Here is a 17,563-nt window from a genome sequence, read left to right on the forward strand (position 1 = left end):
GGAGCTTGAGGAAGTCTTTATTGTATAAGTCATCCACAACAGAATTGGGTTATTCACAACAATACCAGTTAAAGGTATTGTAGAAATGGTAGATTGAAAATGATAACCTCAACCAGTATATTTTTTCAACTATGACATTCTAGCTTACTCAATTTAATATAAATGGCTATTATGTTTGAGAACCCAGAAGTGATTTTGGGTTCTTTTTTATGTCTTCCATCTAACCCAACCAACTACCATTCAACAGAGGAATTGAATGCATTTAGTAATCCTCAATTTTTTCAACCCCATTTTTTCCTTAAACTCATGGTTTAATTGAACAAACTATTAATTAGCCTATGAACCAGAAAGTCAAAAACTGGGTATTGGGGGCACTATTTCTTTTTAGTGTTTCTCTTCAAGCCCAAGACTACAACAACGCTAATCAGCTTGAACAAAGGCTGAAGCAGTTGGCCGGGTCTTCACCCGATGTAAAACTAGAATCAATCACAAAAACCGATGGAGGGAAAGACATTTGGATGCTTACCCTTGGTAAAGGCGATGTCGATAGCAAACCAGCTATGGCCGTTGTCGGTGGGGTAGAAGGAGCACATGTTCTCGGAGTAGAAATGGCAGTTCGTTTTGCTGAAGGAATTGTGAATGATAATGCGGGTGTTTTGGAGAAAACTACTTTTTATGTTTTTCCAAACATGAGTCCTGATGCTACTGAGCAGTATTTTGCAAAATTGAAATACGAAAGAAGCGGCAATGCAAAACAAACGGATGATGACCGTGATGGAAAACTGAACGAAGATCCTTTTGATGATTTGAACGGAGACGGAATCATTACTTGGATGCGTGTCGAAGATGCAACAGGTGACTGGATTACTCACCCTGCCGATAGCCGTGTGATGATCAAAGCCAATAAAGGCGAAGGTGAAAAAGGTAAATACAAGATATTTACTGAAGGAAGAGATAACGACAAAGACGGAAGCTTCAATGAAGATGGTGAAGGTGGAATCCATTTCAGAAAGAATTTAACGTATGAGTTTCCATACTTCGAAGCTGGAGCTGGTGAGCATTCTGTTTCTGAAAAAGAAAACAGAGCTTTACTAGACTTCCTTTATACCAAGTGGAACCTATATTCAGTATTCACTTTTGGACCTGGAAATAACCTTTCAAGCCCATGGAAATTCAACCGTGCTGGTGCTTCAAAAAGAGTAGTAACAAGTGTTTTGAGTGAGGATGCCGATTTGAATAAATTCATTTCGGATGCATATAACAAAACAACAGGAATGAAAAATGCACCTGCTTCTGGCGAACAAGGTGGTGATTTCTTGCAGTGGGCTTATTTCCACTTCGGAAGATTGAGCGTAGGCACACCCGGATGGTGGGCACCTACAGTAAAAGATGAAGAAGGAGCTGTTGCTAATAAAGACAAAAACCAAGAAGTGAACTTCTTAAGATGGGCAGCACAAGAAAACCTAAGCAACTATTTCGTTGATTGGAAAGAAATCAGTCACCCTGATTTTCCAAATCAAAAAGTAGAAGTAGGTGGTATTGCACCATTCAAAATGAACAATCCTCCAATGTCAATGGTAGGTGATGCTTCTAAAAAGAACAATGATTTTATTGTTGAATTAGTAGGCATGCAAGCCGATGTTAAATTGGTGAATCTTAAATCTGAAGCCGTTGGTAAAGGAATGACAAGAATCACGGTAGACGTTTACAATGCAGGTACGCTGCCAACCCATACTCAAATGGGAACTCGTTCTCGTTGGTTAATGCCAATAAGAGTTGAAGTGAAGCTTGGTAAGGACCAAGAAGTAATTTCTGGCCGAAGAATTATGACCATTAATAACCTTGATGGTGATGGGGCACAACAATTTACTTGGCTTGTGAAAGGAAACGGATCAGTTCTAATTGAAGCTGGCGCTCCACACGCAGGTGTTGATAACGTAACTGTAAACCTTAAATAATAAAACCGATGAAAAGATATATATCAAACTTATTCGCTGGTTTAATCATGGTAGGTTTAACACTACCGGCAACCAGTTTTGCACAAAATGCTGATGAAGTTTTTAGGGCTGCAGGTTCTCCTCACAATCCTAAAGTTGACATCGCCTTTAATCGCTATTATACGGCAGAAGGATTAGCCGAAATATCTAAAAAAATTGCAGCCGCACACCCTGATTTGGTGAGGCGTGTTTCTATAGGTAAATCTTATGAAGGACGTGATATTTGGATGCTTCAAGTAACCAACTACAAAAAAGGAGTGGCAGACAGAAAGCCTGGGTTTTATGTAGATGGAAACATTCACTCGAATGAAATTCAAGGAGCGGAAATCTCTATTTATACTGCCTGGTACCTAACTGAAAACTTTGGTGATGTAGATTACATTACTGATATGCTTGATAATCGTATTTTCTACATTGTTCCAACCATCAACCCTGATGCAAGAAACAATTACATGAAAGAAGCGAACACAGGTAGCTCTCCTCGTTCGGGTATGATGCCTTTGGATGATGACCGTGATGGTTTAGTAGACGAAGATGGTCTAGATGATTTAGATGGTGACGGTTCTGTAACCAGCATGCGTAGAAAAAGTGAGTATGGCGATTTTATCGTAGATCCACTTGACCCACGTAAAATGTTGCAAATAGGGCCAGATGACATTACTACTGCTCAACGTTATGAAATGTTAGGTTCTGAAGGAATTGACAATGACGGTGACGGCAGAGTGAATGAAGACAGACCGGGTGTTTATGATCCAAACAGAGACTGGGCTTGGAAATGGCAACCTGATTATATTCAGCGTGGAGCATTAAAATACCCATTCAGTGCACCTGAAAATCGTGCTGTAGCTGATTTCGTTTTGGCTCATCCAAATATTGCTGGTGCGCAAAGTTTCCATAATTCTGGAGGTATGATTTTAAGAGGCCCTGGGGCTGAAGAAGATTTAGCTACGTACAACCGTGCTGACCTTAGAATTTACGATGCTATTGGTATGAAAGGACAGAAAATGCTTCCTGGCTACCGCTACTTAACTGTGTACAAAGATTTGTATTCTGTATTCGGAGGAGAGCTGGATTGGTTCTACGGTAGCAGAGGTGTTTATACATTCACCAACGAGATTTTCTCAAGCTTTGCTTACTACAAGACTAATAACCCTGATCGTAACCAAAGCTATGATTTTGATCAAGAGTTATTGGCTGGCGATGCATTTACTCCTTGGGCAACTTATAACCACCCAACTTATGGTGAAGTGGAAATTGGTGGTTTCAAGAAAAACTTCGGTAGAGCTACTCCTGGCTTCATGTTAGAAGAAGAGCTGCATAGAAACATGGCTTTTGCATTATATCATGCTCACCATATGCCTTTAATTAGTGTGGATAAGGTGACAGAGAAAGACTTAGGTGGAGGACTTAGAGAGATTACTGTAGTAATCAAAAACGATAGAATGATGCCTACTCATGCTTCTCAAGATTTGAAGTATAAAATTGAGCGTCCTGATTATGTAACTATTTCAGGCGTTGATGTGCAAGCAGGTATGATTGTTCAGGATCTAGATCTAAACCTTAGTACAGAACAGAAGATAGACCCTGCTAAAATGGTGTTGGAGAGTATTCCTGGAAATAGTACAGTCGTTTTACGCTGGATTGTATCGGGAAAAGGTACTCCTAAAATTACAGTGGATAGTGCTAAAGGTGGTGTTGTAACCAACTAAACCAGTACTAGCTAATTTTTAAGAATAAAAAAACCGGAGGAGACTCCGGTTTTTTTGTGGTTAATGAGTTTAAGGAATTAAATAGGGCTTGCTTTATTATGCTGTTCTAATTGAACTTAATCATAGCTCTTTTTGCCCTTCTTTTCCCTTTTTGCTTCTTTCTTTTCTTTAGGAGTTTTTAATGCCTCCTTCTTTGTCGACTTTTTTGCGTCTTGAGATTTGGCCATGGTTTCTAAATTTTGTTGAATTTAATGTTTTTTTAATAAGTTACTAAAAAGAGACATAACCTTTGTCAGGCCGGAACGCTAGGAAAATGGGATACTATTTTCTTTTGCCTTTCTTGATCTGATTTTTATCGCCTCGGGTTCTCGGCTTTTTGTATTTGGCTTCGATGGTTCTTTTGTAAGAGCCTCCAAGGTTTTCTTTTTGGTTCTTTTCCTTCTTGTCATGAAAGGCTGGGCCAGGCTCATGTTTTGACTTCTTGTGGTTTTTATGGATTTCAATTACCGCTGGCTCTTCCTCAGCTGTCATCTTCCTGTTGATGGTTACCTCTTCTGGGAAATCCAAGGTTGGAATTTCATACCCCATTAAAAGCTCTATGGCTTCTTTATCGTTTTCTTCCTTTTCAGTATAAAACAAAATACTTTTTCCTTGATGTTCCGCACGGCCAGTTCGGCCAATTCGGTGCATGTAGTTTTCAGCAAAATTAGGGGTGTCGAAGTTGATGACATGCGTGATCTGGTCTAAATCCAATCCACGCGCAATTACATCTGTTGCTACTAAAATTCGAGTAGTGCCTTGGTCAAATTCTTCAATAGAGCGAATCCTGTAATTCTGCGATTTGTTAGAGTGAATCACCCCAACCTTCGACATAAAGGTTTCCTCCAACAATTCATAGAGCCTGTCTGCTACCTTTTTGTTGGCCACAAAAACCAATACCTTTTTAAACTCTTCTTTATCCTCTAAAAGATGGGCGAGGAGGTTGGCTTTGGTGTAAAAGTTAAGCACTGGGTAGCACTGCTGCGAAATATTTTCAAGCGGTGTTCCGCTTACCGCAATGGATATTTTAGCAGGAGTTACAAAGTAATCCGTAATTAAGGCGTCTACCTCATCCGTCATCGTGGCGGAAAACATTATGTTTTGTCGTCTTTCAGGGAGTAGATCGAAAATATTTTGAAGTTGAAATCTAAAGCCCAAATCAAGCATTACATCTACTTCATCAATAACTAATTTATTGATGCTCTTTAAAGAAAGCGCCTTGCTAAGTACCAAATCATATAGACGACCTGGAGTAGCCACTAGAATATCACAACCTTCAATTGCTTGGGCCATGTGCGTTTTGATGTTCACCCCTCCATAAACACCCAAAGTTCGGACGTTCATATATTTTGTGAGTATCTTGGTTTGTTCTACCACCTGCAATACAAGTTCTCGGGTAGGAACAACCACCAAAACCCGTGGTGTGGTCTGTTTAGAGAACTTCAGGTCTCGAAGGGAGGGAAGCATGTAAGCGAAGGTCTTGCCTGTACCCGTTTGTGCAATACCCACCAAGTCTTTTCCAGATAAGACTACCGGGAAAGCTTCTGCCTGAATAGGGGTAGGTTTTTCAAAATTCAGATCATCAAGGGCGTTCCGAAGCGGAGTAGAAAGATTAAGCGATTCAAAGTTATCCATGAAGAAAATATTTTTGCAAAAGTAGGAATATCTTGATTAGCAATTAGTAAGCCCAGAAAATCTTCTGTGAAAGTCTTTTATTTAATTACCACCACATTCTTGCCCATCACCTTTCGTTCCACTAAATCTTGAATGGCTTGAGCACCTTCGTTCAGTGGGTATTGGTGGTGGATATGCTGCTTTAGCTGGCCGCTTTTAATCCATGCAAGAATTTGCTGAAAGTTGCCCATGCTGTCTTTAGGTTGTTTTTGGGCAAATGCACCCCAAAACACGCCAACAATGGAAGCGCCTTTCAGTAGAGGTAAATTTAAAGGAATGGAAGCTGGAGCTCCTCCTGCAAAGCCCACTACTAAATAGCGTCCTTGCCAAGCCAAGGAACGAACTGCAGGTTCTGAAAAACGATCACCTACGGGATCATATACTACATCTACACCTCGGTTGTCGGTCAGTGCTTTAATTCTTTCCCGAAGGTCTTCAGTGCTGTAATTGATGACTTCATCTGCTCCTTTTTCCTTACACAAGGCAAGCTTTTCGTCTGTTGAAGCCGCTGCAATCACTTTAGCGCCCATCAACTTCCCGATTTGAACTGCTGCCAAACCTACACCACCTGCTGCACCCAATACCAAAAGTGTTTCGCCTTCTTTCAACTGTGCTCTTTGATTTAAGGCGTGAAGTGAAGTGCCACAAGTGTACATCGTTGTCGCAGCGGTGATAAAATCCATTCCTTCGGGAATCGGCAGGGTCTTATACCCATCGGCTAAAACTTCTTCTGCAAAACCTCCCCAGCCTGTCAACGAGAAAACACGGTCACCCACTTTTAAGTGGTCGATTCCTTCGCCCACTTCTTTTACAATGCCTGCTACTTCGCCTCCAGGTGCAAAAGGTAATTCAGGTTTAAACTGATATTTATTTTGAATGATAAGACTGTCAGGGAAATTCACTCCGCATGCTTTTACAGAAATGACCAGCTGACCTTTTTCGGGTTTGGGACTTTCTGTATTAGTTAACTTGAGGTTTTCTGTGGAACCAAATTCATGGCAGAGTAGGGCTTTCATCATTCAAATTCTAGGTTTAGACTTGCAGGCTCAGATTAACCAAGATTTAAGACAAAGGCAAATCGCAGCGCATTAAATGATCCTTTTGATTATCTGTGCCTAGCTTAAATGGGTGTTCTGAAAATTTATAAAACCCTAGTTGCTTATAAAAAGCAATGGCTTTTGCGTTTTTCTCCCAAACGCCCAACCAGATGTATTCAATTTGATGTGATTTGGCTTGATCTGTTATGAAATCGAAAAGCATTTTGCCGTAACCTAGGCCATGATACTTCATGTCGACATAAGCTCGCTCAAGCTCTAAACTTTTGGGGTCATTAATATCTGACTGAAAAGGAGCGAAGTTCAGTTTTATATAGCCTATCACTTGGCCTTCAAGTTCTAAAAAGTAGAAGTTAGAACCTTCACTGGCCATTTCTTGACCTAGCTTTTCTTCTGTAATTGCCTTTTCTATATAGGCATTGAAATCTTTGGGCTCGTTGTCTTTTTCAAAGGTGTCTTTAAAGGTTTTGAGTGCAAACTGGGTCAGTTGTTTTAAATCTTTTGCTTTACACTTTCTAATGATGGCAGCCCTGGTTTTCATTCTAGTATTTCTTTTACACGTCCCACTTGGCCATCTTCTAAACGCACTTTGATGCCATGGGTGTGCTTTGGAGATTTCGTTAAAATATCTTTCACCACACCTTGGGTCAGGTTCCCATTTCTTTGGTCTTGTTTAAGCACAATATTTACCTCAATACCAGGTGTTATGTCTGCTCTATTGGTTCCGTCCATACTACAAATGTAATGAAAGCGAAAGAATGGAAAGCGTGATTTAGCTTAGATTTTAACTTGAAAAGCAGCCATTTCTTTAGGGTGAAAATCAATCCTTCAAATTCCTTAACTTAAAGCCTTTAATCTTGCCATATGAAGAAATTCAAGTTCCCTAATCCGTTTACAGTACTGTACATTATTATTATACTCAGTGCAGTGGCTACTTTTTTTATGCCGGCTGGAAGCTTTTCTACCTTGAGTTATGATGAAGGTAATTTTATAATTGAAAGCAAGGAAAATACCGTTTCCTTAAAAGCGAGTCAATCTGTTTTGGATAGCCTGAATCTGAAAATGGAACTTTCTAAATTTGAAGAAGGTAAAATCAGAAAACCCGTTTCAATTCCAAATACTTACAACGCAATAGAGTCGAGTCCCCAAGGACTAATGGCCATTGTGTATGCACCGATAAAGGGCATCTACGAATCGATTGATATTATTCTCTTTGTACTGATTATTGGCGGGTTCATAGGTGTGTTTACGGCCTCTGGCGCCTTTGATCGTGGCTTGGCTTCGCTTTCAGAAAAAATGAAAGGCCAAGAAAAATGGTTGATTGTAGCAGTAATGACCTTAGTCGCCATTGGAGGGACAACCTTTGGAATGCAAGAAGAAACCATTGCCTTTTATCCTATTCTAGTCCCCATATTTTTAGCCGCTGGTTATGATTTGATAGTGCCTGTCGGAGCATTGTATGGAGGTTCCTGCATAGGCTTAATGGGCGCCATGATCAATCCTTTTGAAACCATCATAGCATCTGATGCCGCTGGTGTAAGTTGGACTTTGGGGATTTACAGTCGATTGGCCATGTTCATTTTGGGTGGCATAATAATGATTACTTATGTGTTGCGCTATGCGGAAAAGGTAAAGAAAGACCCCAAACAATCGCTTTTGTATAGCATGGATATTAAACAGCCATTTTCAGCATTGAAGAAAACAGAAGGTGCTGGAAAGTTGAATGCGAAAACAAAATTACTGTTAATGCTCTTCGGCCTCACTTTCGTCATTATGGTGTATGGTGTTTCTAGCTTAGATTGGTGGTTCGAAGAAATGACAGCCTTGTTTCTAGTCAGCGCCTTGTTTTTAGGCTTGATTATTCGTTTGGGCGAAAATGCTTTTGTGGATGCATTTATTAACGGTGCTAGAGACCTACTGGGGGTAGCGTTGATCATTGGAGTTGCACGAGGCATCACCATCATTATGAACGATGGACAGATTTCCGGCACCATCCTGAACTATGCTTCCAATATGGTGAGCGGAGTAGATGGCTTGGTGTTCTTGCCTGTGCTGATGTTGGTATTCTTTGTGTTGGCCTTCTTTATCTCTTCTTCCTCTGGCTTGGCCTTGGTGAGTATGCCAATCATGGGGGCTTTGGCCAATGTGGTGGGCGTGCCAACGGAGGAAATTGTTAATGCTTATGTGTTTGGTTTTGGCCTGATGATGTTCATTACACCAGCTGGGATTATACTCCCTTCATTGAGCATGGTGAATGTGCCTTATAATGTGTGGCTTAAATTTGTTTGGCGCCCAATGCTTATGATGGCTGTTATTGGGATGGGGATTCTAGCTGTAGGTTATTTGATTTAAGGAACAGTCTTTTGAGTTGATACAAAAAAAATGTCCCGGTAGAATACCAGGACTGTATAAGTTTCAATTAAAAAGTAGAGTTTCTCTAGCGATTACATTACCAATATAGTAATTTTTTCAATAGCTTGATTTCTATACTTTTAACTAAAAAGTCCATTAACCTCTATGTTCACTTTTTCTACAATGAGGGAGTAGTCTTCTATATTGTTTACGAAATCAAGGTTGTTGACATCAATGACAAGCAATTTGCCCATATCGTATGCGCCAATCCAGTTTTCATAGTGCGTATTCAGGTTCTTTAAATATTCAATTCTGATCAGCTCTTCGTAATCCCTTCCTCGTTTCTGAATGTTGCCCACAAGCTTTGGAATGTCTGCTTTGAGGTAAATCAATAAATCTGGTGGCTGCACATATTTAATCATGGACTTGAATAGCTCCAAATAATTCTCGTAATCTCTTTCGCTGATCAGCTTTGATTGTTTAAGGTTGGCCGCAAAAATATGAGCATCCTCATAAATGGTTCTGTCTTGAATGGTGCCTTTTGTCGATTCCTGAATAGCAGAAATTTGCTTAAAACGACTATTCAAGAAGTATACCTGAAGATGGAAAGACCAACGACTCATGTCTTCATAAAAATCCTTTAAGTAAGGATTATCGTCAACCGATTCTAGTTCAACATTCCAATTGTAATCTTTTCCTAGTTTCTGAGCTAAGGTGGTTTTACCAGACCCAATATTTCCTGCTATCGCTACGTGCATATGTTCTAATTAATGGCCGCAAGTTAGGACTTAGCCATCTTTTGAACAGGTTTTTTTGCATAAAAAAAGTCTGTGGAAAACCAGACCTTTTTTACAAACACCCAATGAATATGAAGAGATTATTTATTAGCCTAAAGGTAAGTCGTGTGTATATCTCAGTCGTAAAGGAAAGGTTAACAATGTGTTACTTCTTAATGGAAATGTTTCCTCTGTAATTAGAATCAGTGTTTTAAGGCTTTTTGTTTAGGAATGTAGATATTTGCGAATCGAACTTTCTACCCTTTCGATTATAAAATTCATTAAAGCCTCATGCCCATACTTTCTTCGAAATATCAAGGTCCACCGTTCTTTTATTTTAATGGCCATTTTGAGACCATTATTCCAAGTATAAAAAGAAAGGTGACAGGAGTGACTTATGAAAGAGAACGAATAGAAACTCCAGATGATGATTTTTTGGATATCGACTGGATAAGAAAAGGAAATAACCGCTTATTGGTGGTGAGCCACGGACTGGAAGGAGACTCAGGAAGACATTATGTAACAGGGTTGGCAAAGCTTTTCGGTCAGAATGGTTGGGATGTTTTGGCTTGGAACAATAGAACCTGTGGTGGTGAAATGAACCGGCAGAAAATTCTTTACCACCATGCCGCTAGTTATGATTTGCGGACTGTCATTGATCATGCAAATCAGAAGCACGACTACGATCAAATTAGTCTTGTCGGTATTAGCATGGGGGGCGGGCAGACCTTACGTTACTTGGGGGAATCAGATTTTCCATTGCCGAAAAACGTGAAGGGCGCAGTGGCCATTAGTGCGCCATGCTCTTTGATTGAAAGCGCTGCCACTTTAAACCTTAGAGTGAATAAGGTGTATGAACAGAAGTTTCTGGTAAAACTTAGGGAGAAGATTAAAAAGAAGGCACTTCAGTTTCCAGAAATTGATGTGAGCCGAATGGATGCAGTGAAGACACTGAAAGAATTTGATAACCTCTATTCTGGGCCAATTCATGGTTTCAAGGACGCGAAGGAGTTTTATGCCTTTTGTGATCCATACCCCTTTATTAAAAACATTGAAGTGCCTTTACTACTTATTAATGCACTAAACGACCCATTGCTGGAAGGGGATTGCTACCCATATCAGTTAGCGAAAGAAATGCCAAACCTCTATTTAGAAACACCAAAAAGGGGAGGACATGTAGGTTTTACCCTTGCTAAAAGTGAGTTCACCTATTCAGAACTTAGGGCACTTGAGTTTCTGAATGAAGAAAAGGGTTAAACAGAAAGAACCTGTTTCCATTTTTCTGATTCGGCAAACTCCTTGATGACTTGGTTTCTTTTTTCAAGAAGCTTGAACATGTATTTTTCTAAAACAATGCTGTCGAAGAATCTTCCAATGATGCCAAGGGGGGAAGTATAATCAAAGCAATCTATCATTTGAGTTTGCCCATCAATTTCTTCAAAATGGTGTTCATGCTTGAATGACTTGAAAGCTCCACTTACCATTTCATCAACAAAGAAGTGAGGGCTATCGAAAGCAGTTATTTTTGAAGTCAGATTTTGAGTAATGCCAAAGTGTTTTGCTCGCCAAGTTACCGTTTCGTTTAACCCAATCAATCCGGTAATTTTACCTGCTATTGCTCTTTCCTTGGTTTCAATCGTGGAAATTTGATGAAGATCAGTACTTCTTGATAAATCAAAACACCTTTGGATAGGCGCGTTGATAATGGTTTTAATTGTGATAATGGGCATATTTGAATTCCCTTGGTTAATAATGAGCCTTCAAAAATAGTAGGTGAATTAGGGTTTTACGCCTTCGCTAATTTCTGGTCGTATTTGCCTGTCCCCAAATCATGCAATAAGCTAAAGTGGCTTTTTAGGGCATCATAAAACGTCCTGTGTTGGTAATAAGGAATGTCGTATTTCTCGGCTGTTTCCTTTACGATTTTTGATATAGCTCTATAATGCACATGGCAAATGTTTGGGAAAAGATGGTGCTCAATTTGGAAGTTCAATCCACCCACATACCAAGAGAACCAACGGCTGCCGTTGGCAAAATTGGCGGTTGTTCTCAACTGATGAATGGCCCAGTTATTCTCCATACTTCCTTCTGCATTTGGAAGGAAGAAATCAGTTTCCTCAATCACATGCGCAGGCTGGAAAATGAGTGCCAGAATAAGCCCTGAAATAAACTGCATCATTAAAAAGCCAAGCATCACTTGCCACCAAGGTAAGTCGACAATAATGATCGGTAAAGCCACTGTGAGTAAAATATAGCCTATTTTGTTGAAAGTTAATCTCCAAATGGCTTTTCTAAGTGTAAGACCTTGGCCTACCAATAGATTCTTTTTGTTATAGTCAATCAGCTGTTTAAAATCTTTGCTAAAAAGCCAGTTCAATGTCAATAGGCCGTAAACAAAGGGAGCATAGAACGCCTGAAATTTATATCCTTTTTTGCGTGGCTGGCTTGGTGATAAACGCATTACGGGGTTTTCAAAGTCTTCGTCAAAACCTTCCACATTGGTAAAAGAATGGTGCAGTACATTGTGTTGAATTTTCCAATTGATATGGTAAGCCCCTAAAAAATTGACCAAGAAACCGAAAACTTGATTCACGCTTTTCTTGTTGGAATAAGCTCCGTGATTGGCATCGTGCATTACGGATAAACCAATGCCTGACATGCCCATACTCATCAAAAACCAAATGCCCATCATAGGCCAAAAGCTATTGATGGTGCCAGAAAGTAATATGGCGAGAGGGATGAAATACAGGCAAACCATGAAAGCAGTTTTTACCACCATAGTGGTGTTGGCCTGCTTAGAGATGTTGTTTTCTTTAAAGTACCCGTTTACGTTTTTTCTCAGTTCGGTAACAAACTCGGGTCTGTCTTTTGTATTGAATTTGACAACGGGAGTACTCATATTGATTCTTTTACTTTGCTACAAAAGTAATGCGAATTCAGTTGAGTTGGTGTAGTTCAACGAAAGTTTTGATTATCGGTGGGTTCATTATATCAATAATGAACTCATTGATTCTCAATGAACTTTGAAATTCCTACCCATTCAATCGAAACGCTTTAAAGCCAAGTCTGAAATAGAATCACCAATGGATAAAGAAGAGGTAGCTGCTGGCGATGGCGCATTACACACATTAATGGCCTTTTTGGTTTCTATAATCGAGAAGTCATCCAATAAGCCGCCAGTTCTGTCACAGGCCTGAGCACGAACCCCCGCACCGCCATCAATTAAATCATCAGATTGAATTTCTGGAATTAACTTCTGCAAGGCTTTAGTAAATGCAGCTTTGCTAAAGGAACGGTACATTTCGCCAAAACCTGTTTTCCAATATTTCATGGCTACTTTTTGGAAGCCCGGCCACATTAATGACTCGGCCAATTCGCCTAAATGAATTTGAGATTTTTTGTAGCCTTCGCGCCTGAAAGCCAAAACGGCATTTGGTCCTGCTTCAATTCCGCCTTTCATCATTCTGGTGAAATGAACACCAAGAAAAGGGAAGTTTGGATCGGGAACTGGATAAATCAAATGCTTTACTAAATACTCTTTTTCTGGTTTCAGTTTGAAATACTCACCCCTAAAAGGAATGATTTTCAAATCCACATCGTCAGAAGTTTTTCGTGCAATCTTGTCAGAATACAATCCGCAGCAATTGATCACCAGCTTGGCTTCAAATGAACTGTCATTGGTGGAAACATTAGAATATTGACCATGATCAGATATACCTGTTACTTTGGTGCTGAGCTTAATTTCACCACCTAGTTCTTTGATTTTCTCACCGTACTTTTCGGCCACTAGTTTATAATCAACAATGCCAGTATAAGGTACATTTAAGGCAGCAATACCTTTTACATGTGGCTCAATTTCGTTCATCTCCTCTACGGAAATTCTAGAAATCTTATCTAAACCATTCTGTAAACCACGTTGATATAGGTTTTCTAATAACGGTTTTTGAAAGTCATCAGTGGCTACCACAATTTTCCCACATAGCTCGTAAGGAATGCTTTCTTGATCGCAAAAATCAATAAGCATATGGTAGCCATTGATACAATTGGTAGCCTTTAAACTCCCTGGCTTATAGTATAAGCCGGAGTGAATTACACCACTATTATTGCCAGTTTGATGTGCGGCTAGCACTCCTTCTTTTTCAAGTAGTAGTAGTTTCAGGTTTGGCTTTTTCTTCAAAGTTTGATAGGCAGTGGCTAAGCCTACAATGCCACCTCCTATAACAATCACATCGTACTTCATATTAGAATGGTAAATCGTCTGAACTATCACTATTCAACCAGTCTGGCTCATCATTGGCCGAAGGGGGAGGAGGTGTATTACCGCTGGCTTGTGTTGCGGCACTCTGACCAGCCGATTCTGGAGTGATTCTCCAAGCTTGTAATGAATTGAAATATTTTACCTGTCCTTGGGCATCAGTCCATTTTCTTCCTTTTAGGTTGAAACTCACATTTACAGTTTGGTTGGGTTTAAAACTATCCAAAAGATCACATTTGTCTTGGATGGCTTCAAATTTCACATACTCAGGGTATTGTGGGTTTTCAGCAAATTCTACTACAAACTCTCTTTTCTTGAAAGAGGCTGACACTTGCTGGGTTGGGAATATTTCGAGGAGTTTAGCTTTGAGTTCCATTTTCTAAATTTTGCTCAAAACAATTGATTAAATGGTCAAGATGCAAATTGAAAGACCAACTATATTCAAAACCACCTTAAACCCTTTTACTAAAATAGATGTCAAAGCTGGGCTGAATTAACCTCAGACCAAATTTTTCTTTGGATAAATCAAAGCCAAATACAAGGAAATGCTAATATTAGCTTTTACTTTACAGACTACTAATTAAGAGCAGAATTCATTGAGGAGCATAATTCTAACTTTTTTTGGACTACTATCTATTGCCATATCGGCAAATGCCCAAGTAACTACTGAAGGTAGAGACTTCTGGTTTGGCTTTATGGATAATTCGAATGCAGAATTCATTGAAATATACATAAGTGCCGAAAAGGCGACTTCGGTGACTATTGTTGCTCCAAAAAGCACCTTTAATGTTACAGTTACAGTGGATCCAGGAGTTTCAAAAAAAGTAGTATTGCCCATGAATCTCATGCCTACAGATGAGGGCAAGCACGGTTACGGTATTCATGTCACCTCTGATAATCCTATTTCTTTATATGCATTGAATAAAAGGCAGTTTAGCGCAGATGCAGCGGTAATATTACCCACACCAGCCTTGGGGAATGAATATTATGTAGTGGCGCATATGGAACCCCCAGGCGATATAGAAGATAGTGCAAGAGAATCAGAGTTTCTGGTAGCAGCTTCCGAAGACAATACGCAAATTGAAATCACCCCTACAGGGGATACTTATAATGGATGGCTTAAAGGTGTTCCTCAGATCATAGAGTTAGACGCAGGGGAAACTTACTTGGTTAAGTCTGATGAAGATTTAAGTGGCTCTTATGTGCGTACTGTAAGTCAAAATAATTCCGAGTGTAAGAATATAGCGGTTTTTGGAGGGAATGTATTTACCAACGTGGGTGGTTGTGGTCCCGCTAGGGATCACCTGTTGGAACAAATGTTTCCAGTTTCTACTTGGGGGAAGAATTTTCTTTTTGTTCCTTATGAAACAAGGAAGGGTGGGGATTATGTAAAAATCATTGCTTCTGAAAATGACACCAAAGTTACAATCTCTAAGATGTCTCAAACACTTTTCCTTCAGGCAGGTGAGGTTAAAATCTATAAAACACTTGATGGGGTTAGAACCATTTCGGCAGATAAACCCATTACTGTAGCTCAGTTTAGTCGAAGTCAAGAGTGTGATGGAGTACCTTCTGACCCTTTTATGATTATTGTCAGCCCCTTAGAACAAAGGATTAAGTCAGTAACCTTTAATGCCTTTGTAGTTCAAAACATTGATCGTTATTATCTTACACTTATAACTGCGAGTGATGCCATTAAAGACGTTACTTTGGATGGCGTTGATATAACGGATCAATTCAAAACTGAGGGAAATGCTGCATACGCTTCATTGAACATTTCTCAAGGTAATCATAGGCTGACCGCCCCTGAAGGCGTAATCGCTTATGTCTATGGCTATGGAAATGTCGAATCTTTTGGATACTCGGCTGGAGCCAGCCTTGAAAACCTCAATGCCCAACTTTTGTTAGCCGATGCCGATCTCAATATTATTGCCGATGAAGGCTGTTTGAACTCAGATATTGATTTTAAAATTCAATTTGAAACTATACCTGGCGAAGACCCACTTTATACTGTTTTCGATTGGCATTTCGATGATGGCGCCATGGCCACGGGAAAAGAAGTGAACCATACTTATACGGAGCCTGGTGACTATGTTATCAGAGTAATTGCTTCCAATGGCGAAGGCAGCTGTGGTAATTCGGAAGTCTTTACCAAACAGGTTTCTATTTTAGACGTTGATGCCTCTGAAATTGTGGGGCCACAATCAGTTTGTCCAGATGTTCAATTTATAGATTATTCTATAGTTGGTGCAGAAGGGAATACCTATGAATGGATTGTATCTACTGGTGATGGGCAGATTACAAGCGGACAGGGGACCGATAAAGTGCAAGTTTCTTGGGGGGCATCAAATGACAATGCTTTTTTACAAGTAATACCTCGAAACGCCTTAGGCTGTGTGGGCGCTACAATCACTCTTCCGGTGAAGATCAATAAAGAGCTTACTCCTCCATTACCCATTGGCCCTAGCGATGTTTGCTATACGGATTACCAAGAGGTCACTTATTCTACTCCTCAAACTAATGGTGCAGTGTACACTTGGGAAGTAACAGGAGGGACTTTTCTAAATGGTAATACAGGAAATACTGTAAAAGTAAAGTGGAATGGGGTTGGAGCTGGCAAGAGGATTAGATTTTTAGAATCAAACCCATTGGTAGTGGATTGTGATGGTTATTCAGAGTATTTAGAGGTGGTGGTTTACTCAGAAATTAAACCCGTGGCCAATATTACTAACATTTCTTGTTTCGGGTTGACCGATGGTGCAATTGAGCTCACGGTAACAGGCGGTAAACCAGATGGCTATTCAGCTACTTGGGACAATGGAATGACGGGGCTTTCTATTGTTGGACTTGCTGCAGGTGATTATGAAGCCACCATTACAGATGCTGCTGGTTGCCAGGTTATTGAAACCTACACCATAATCGAACCAGCTCAATTGGACATTACGAATGCTGAAGTTTTACCGGTAAGGTGTTTTCAGGAAAGCAACGGAAGCATTAGCTTAGATATTACAGGAGGAACACCCAACGCGCAAGGCGAGTATTCTATTCAGGTAGTAGGGGTTAATTTTGACCAAACTTATAATACACCTATGATCACGGACTTACCAGCGGGCGGTTATGCGGTTACAGTAACGGATGCCAACGGCTGTGGAATTTCCAGAACCTATACCGTATCTGAACCACCGGCTTTGGCGCCATTTTTAGACTCATTTATTAATCAACCAATCTGTCCTCAAGCCACAAACGGAACAACCTACATTGAAGCCATAGGGGGTACGCCAGATTACCAATTCTACTGGAGTAATAAACCAACACAGGACTCGCAAGAAGGAAGCGATTTCTCTCAAGGCGCTTATTCGTTGACCATTAGAGATGCCAATGGTTGCGAAACGGTAATGGATTTTGATGTGGAAGAGCGCTTCCCTAAAATTTTCATTCCGAATGCCTTTAGCCCTAATAATGATGATTTTAATGATGAGTTTAAGCCTGTCACCGACTGTAATCTTCAATACAGTATGCAAATCTTTAATAAATGGGGAGAAATAATATTCTCAACAGAAGACATCACCAAAGGCTGGGACGGAAGATATAAAGGGAAGAAGGTTCTAGATGGGCAGTACAGCTACATTATTTTCTATGCGGGTGCCTTAAACGGTGTAAGCTTTGAAGAAACCAGAAGAGGTTCTTTGAAACTTTTTCGCTAGAC

General features: G+C 40.0%; 14 protein-coding genes. 5 read left to right on the forward strand and 9 right to left on the reverse strand.

Annotation, left to right across the window (positions count from 1 at the left end; genetic code table 11):
* Positions 1-338 precede the first annotated feature (338 nt).
* Entirely contained in the window at positions 339-1,958 is a 1,620-nt protein-coding gene (locus VOI17_RS03185; protein ID WP_323755792.1) for a M14 family metallopeptidase, read from the forward strand.
* Positions 1,959-1,966: 8 nt separating this feature from the next.
* Positions 1,967-3,706 (forward strand): M14 family metallopeptidase, encoded by a 1,740-nt coding sequence (locus tag VOI17_RS03190; protein ID WP_323755793.1) that lies wholly within the window; start codon positions 1,967-1,969, stop codon positions 3,704-3,706.
* A 321-nt stretch (positions 3,707-4,027) separates the two neighbouring features.
* Here the strand turns inward: VOI17_RS03190 and VOI17_RS03195 are convergent, their stop codons facing one another.
* From VOI17_RS03195 to VOI17_RS03210, 4 genes are all read right to left on the reverse strand, one after another.
* Positions 4,028-5,380, reverse strand: coding sequence for a DEAD/DEAH box helicase (locus tag VOI17_RS03195; RefSeq protein WP_323755794.1), 1,353 nt, complete (start codon positions 5,378-5,380; stop codon positions 4,028-4,030).
* Positions 5,381-5,457: 77 nt separating this feature from the next.
* Positions 5,458-6,438 (reverse strand): NADPH:quinone oxidoreductase family protein, encoded by a 981-nt coding sequence (locus tag VOI17_RS03200; RefSeq protein ID WP_323755795.1) that lies wholly within the window; start codon positions 6,436-6,438, stop codon positions 5,458-5,460.
* A gap of 43 nt (positions 6,439-6,481) precedes the next feature.
* Positions 6,482-7,015: a GNAT family N-acetyltransferase gene (locus VOI17_RS03205; RefSeq protein ID WP_323755796.1), complete on the reverse strand. Its 534-nt coding sequence runs from the start codon at positions 7,013-7,015 to the stop codon at positions 6,482-6,484.
* Positions 7,012-7,206, reverse strand: coding sequence for a YwbE family protein (locus VOI17_RS03210; RefSeq protein WP_323755797.1), 195 nt, complete (start codon positions 7,204-7,206; stop codon positions 7,012-7,014). The genes VOI17_RS03205 and VOI17_RS03210 overlap by 4 nt, the downstream gene beginning before the upstream one ends.
* 132 nt (positions 7,207-7,338) lie before the next feature.
* Between VOI17_RS03210 and VOI17_RS03215 the strand changes: the two genes are divergently transcribed.
* Positions 7,339-8,826: a YfcC family protein gene (locus tag VOI17_RS03215; protein WP_323755798.1), complete on the forward strand. Its 1,488-nt coding sequence runs from the start codon at positions 7,339-7,341 to the stop codon at positions 8,824-8,826.
* Between the two features lie 140 nt (positions 8,827-8,966).
* Here VOI17_RS03215 and VOI17_RS03220 read toward each other — a convergent pair whose 3' ends face one another.
* A complete protein-coding gene (locus VOI17_RS03220; protein WP_323755799.1) occupies positions 8,967-9,584 on the reverse strand; it encodes a deoxynucleoside kinase in 618 nt (205 codons plus the stop codon).
* Between the two features lie 309 nt (positions 9,585-9,893).
* Here VOI17_RS03220 and VOI17_RS03225 point away from each other — a divergent pair, with 309 nt between their 5' ends.
* A complete protein-coding gene (locus VOI17_RS03225) occupies positions 9,894-10,859 on the forward strand; it encodes a YheT family hydrolase (protein ID WP_323755800.1) in 966 nt (321 codons plus the stop codon).
* Here VOI17_RS03225 and VOI17_RS03230 read toward each other — a convergent pair.
* The 4 genes from VOI17_RS03230 to VOI17_RS03245 form a co-directional block, all read right to left on the reverse strand.
* Positions 10,856-11,332 carry an SRPBCC family protein gene (locus VOI17_RS03230; RefSeq protein ID WP_323755801.1) on the reverse strand — a complete coding sequence of 159 codons (477 nt, stop codon included), beginning with the start codon at positions 11,330-11,332 and terminating at the stop codon, positions 10,856-10,858. The genes VOI17_RS03225 and VOI17_RS03230 overlap by 4 nt on opposite strands.
* A 56-nt stretch (positions 11,333-11,388) precedes the next feature.
* Complete coding sequence (locus VOI17_RS03235; protein WP_323755802.1) at positions 11,389-12,501, reverse strand: acyl-CoA desaturase; 1,113 nt, start codon at positions 12,499-12,501, stop codon at positions 11,389-11,391.
* Positions 12,502-12,642: 141 nt separating this feature from the next.
* A complete protein-coding gene (gene lhgO, locus VOI17_RS03240; RefSeq protein WP_323755803.1) occupies positions 12,643-13,842 on the reverse strand; it encodes an L-2-hydroxyglutarate oxidase in 1,200 nt (399 codons plus the stop codon).
* Position 13,843: 1 nt separating this feature from the next.
* On the reverse strand, positions 13,844-14,233 hold the full coding sequence (locus VOI17_RS03245) for a DUF3127 domain-containing protein (RefSeq protein ID WP_323755804.1): 390 nt from the start codon (positions 14,231-14,233) through the stop codon (positions 13,844-13,846).
* Between the two features lie 220 nt (positions 14,234-14,453).
* On the opposite strand from VOI17_RS03245, the gene VOI17_RS03250 reads away from it, so the two are divergent.
* The gene (locus tag VOI17_RS03250; RefSeq protein WP_323755805.1) at positions 14,454-17,561 is read left to right on the forward strand and encodes a gliding motility-associated C-terminal domain-containing protein; all 3,108 of its coding nucleotides are present in this window, start codon (positions 14,454-14,456) and stop codon (positions 17,559-17,561) included.
* The last annotated feature ends 2 nt before the right edge of the window (positions 17,562-17,563 follow it).

The sequence above is a fragment of the Roseivirga sp. genome (assembly GCF_034669765.1).
Taxonomy (GTDB): domain Bacteria; phylum Bacteroidota; class Bacteroidia; order Cytophagales; family Cyclobacteriaceae; genus Roseivirga.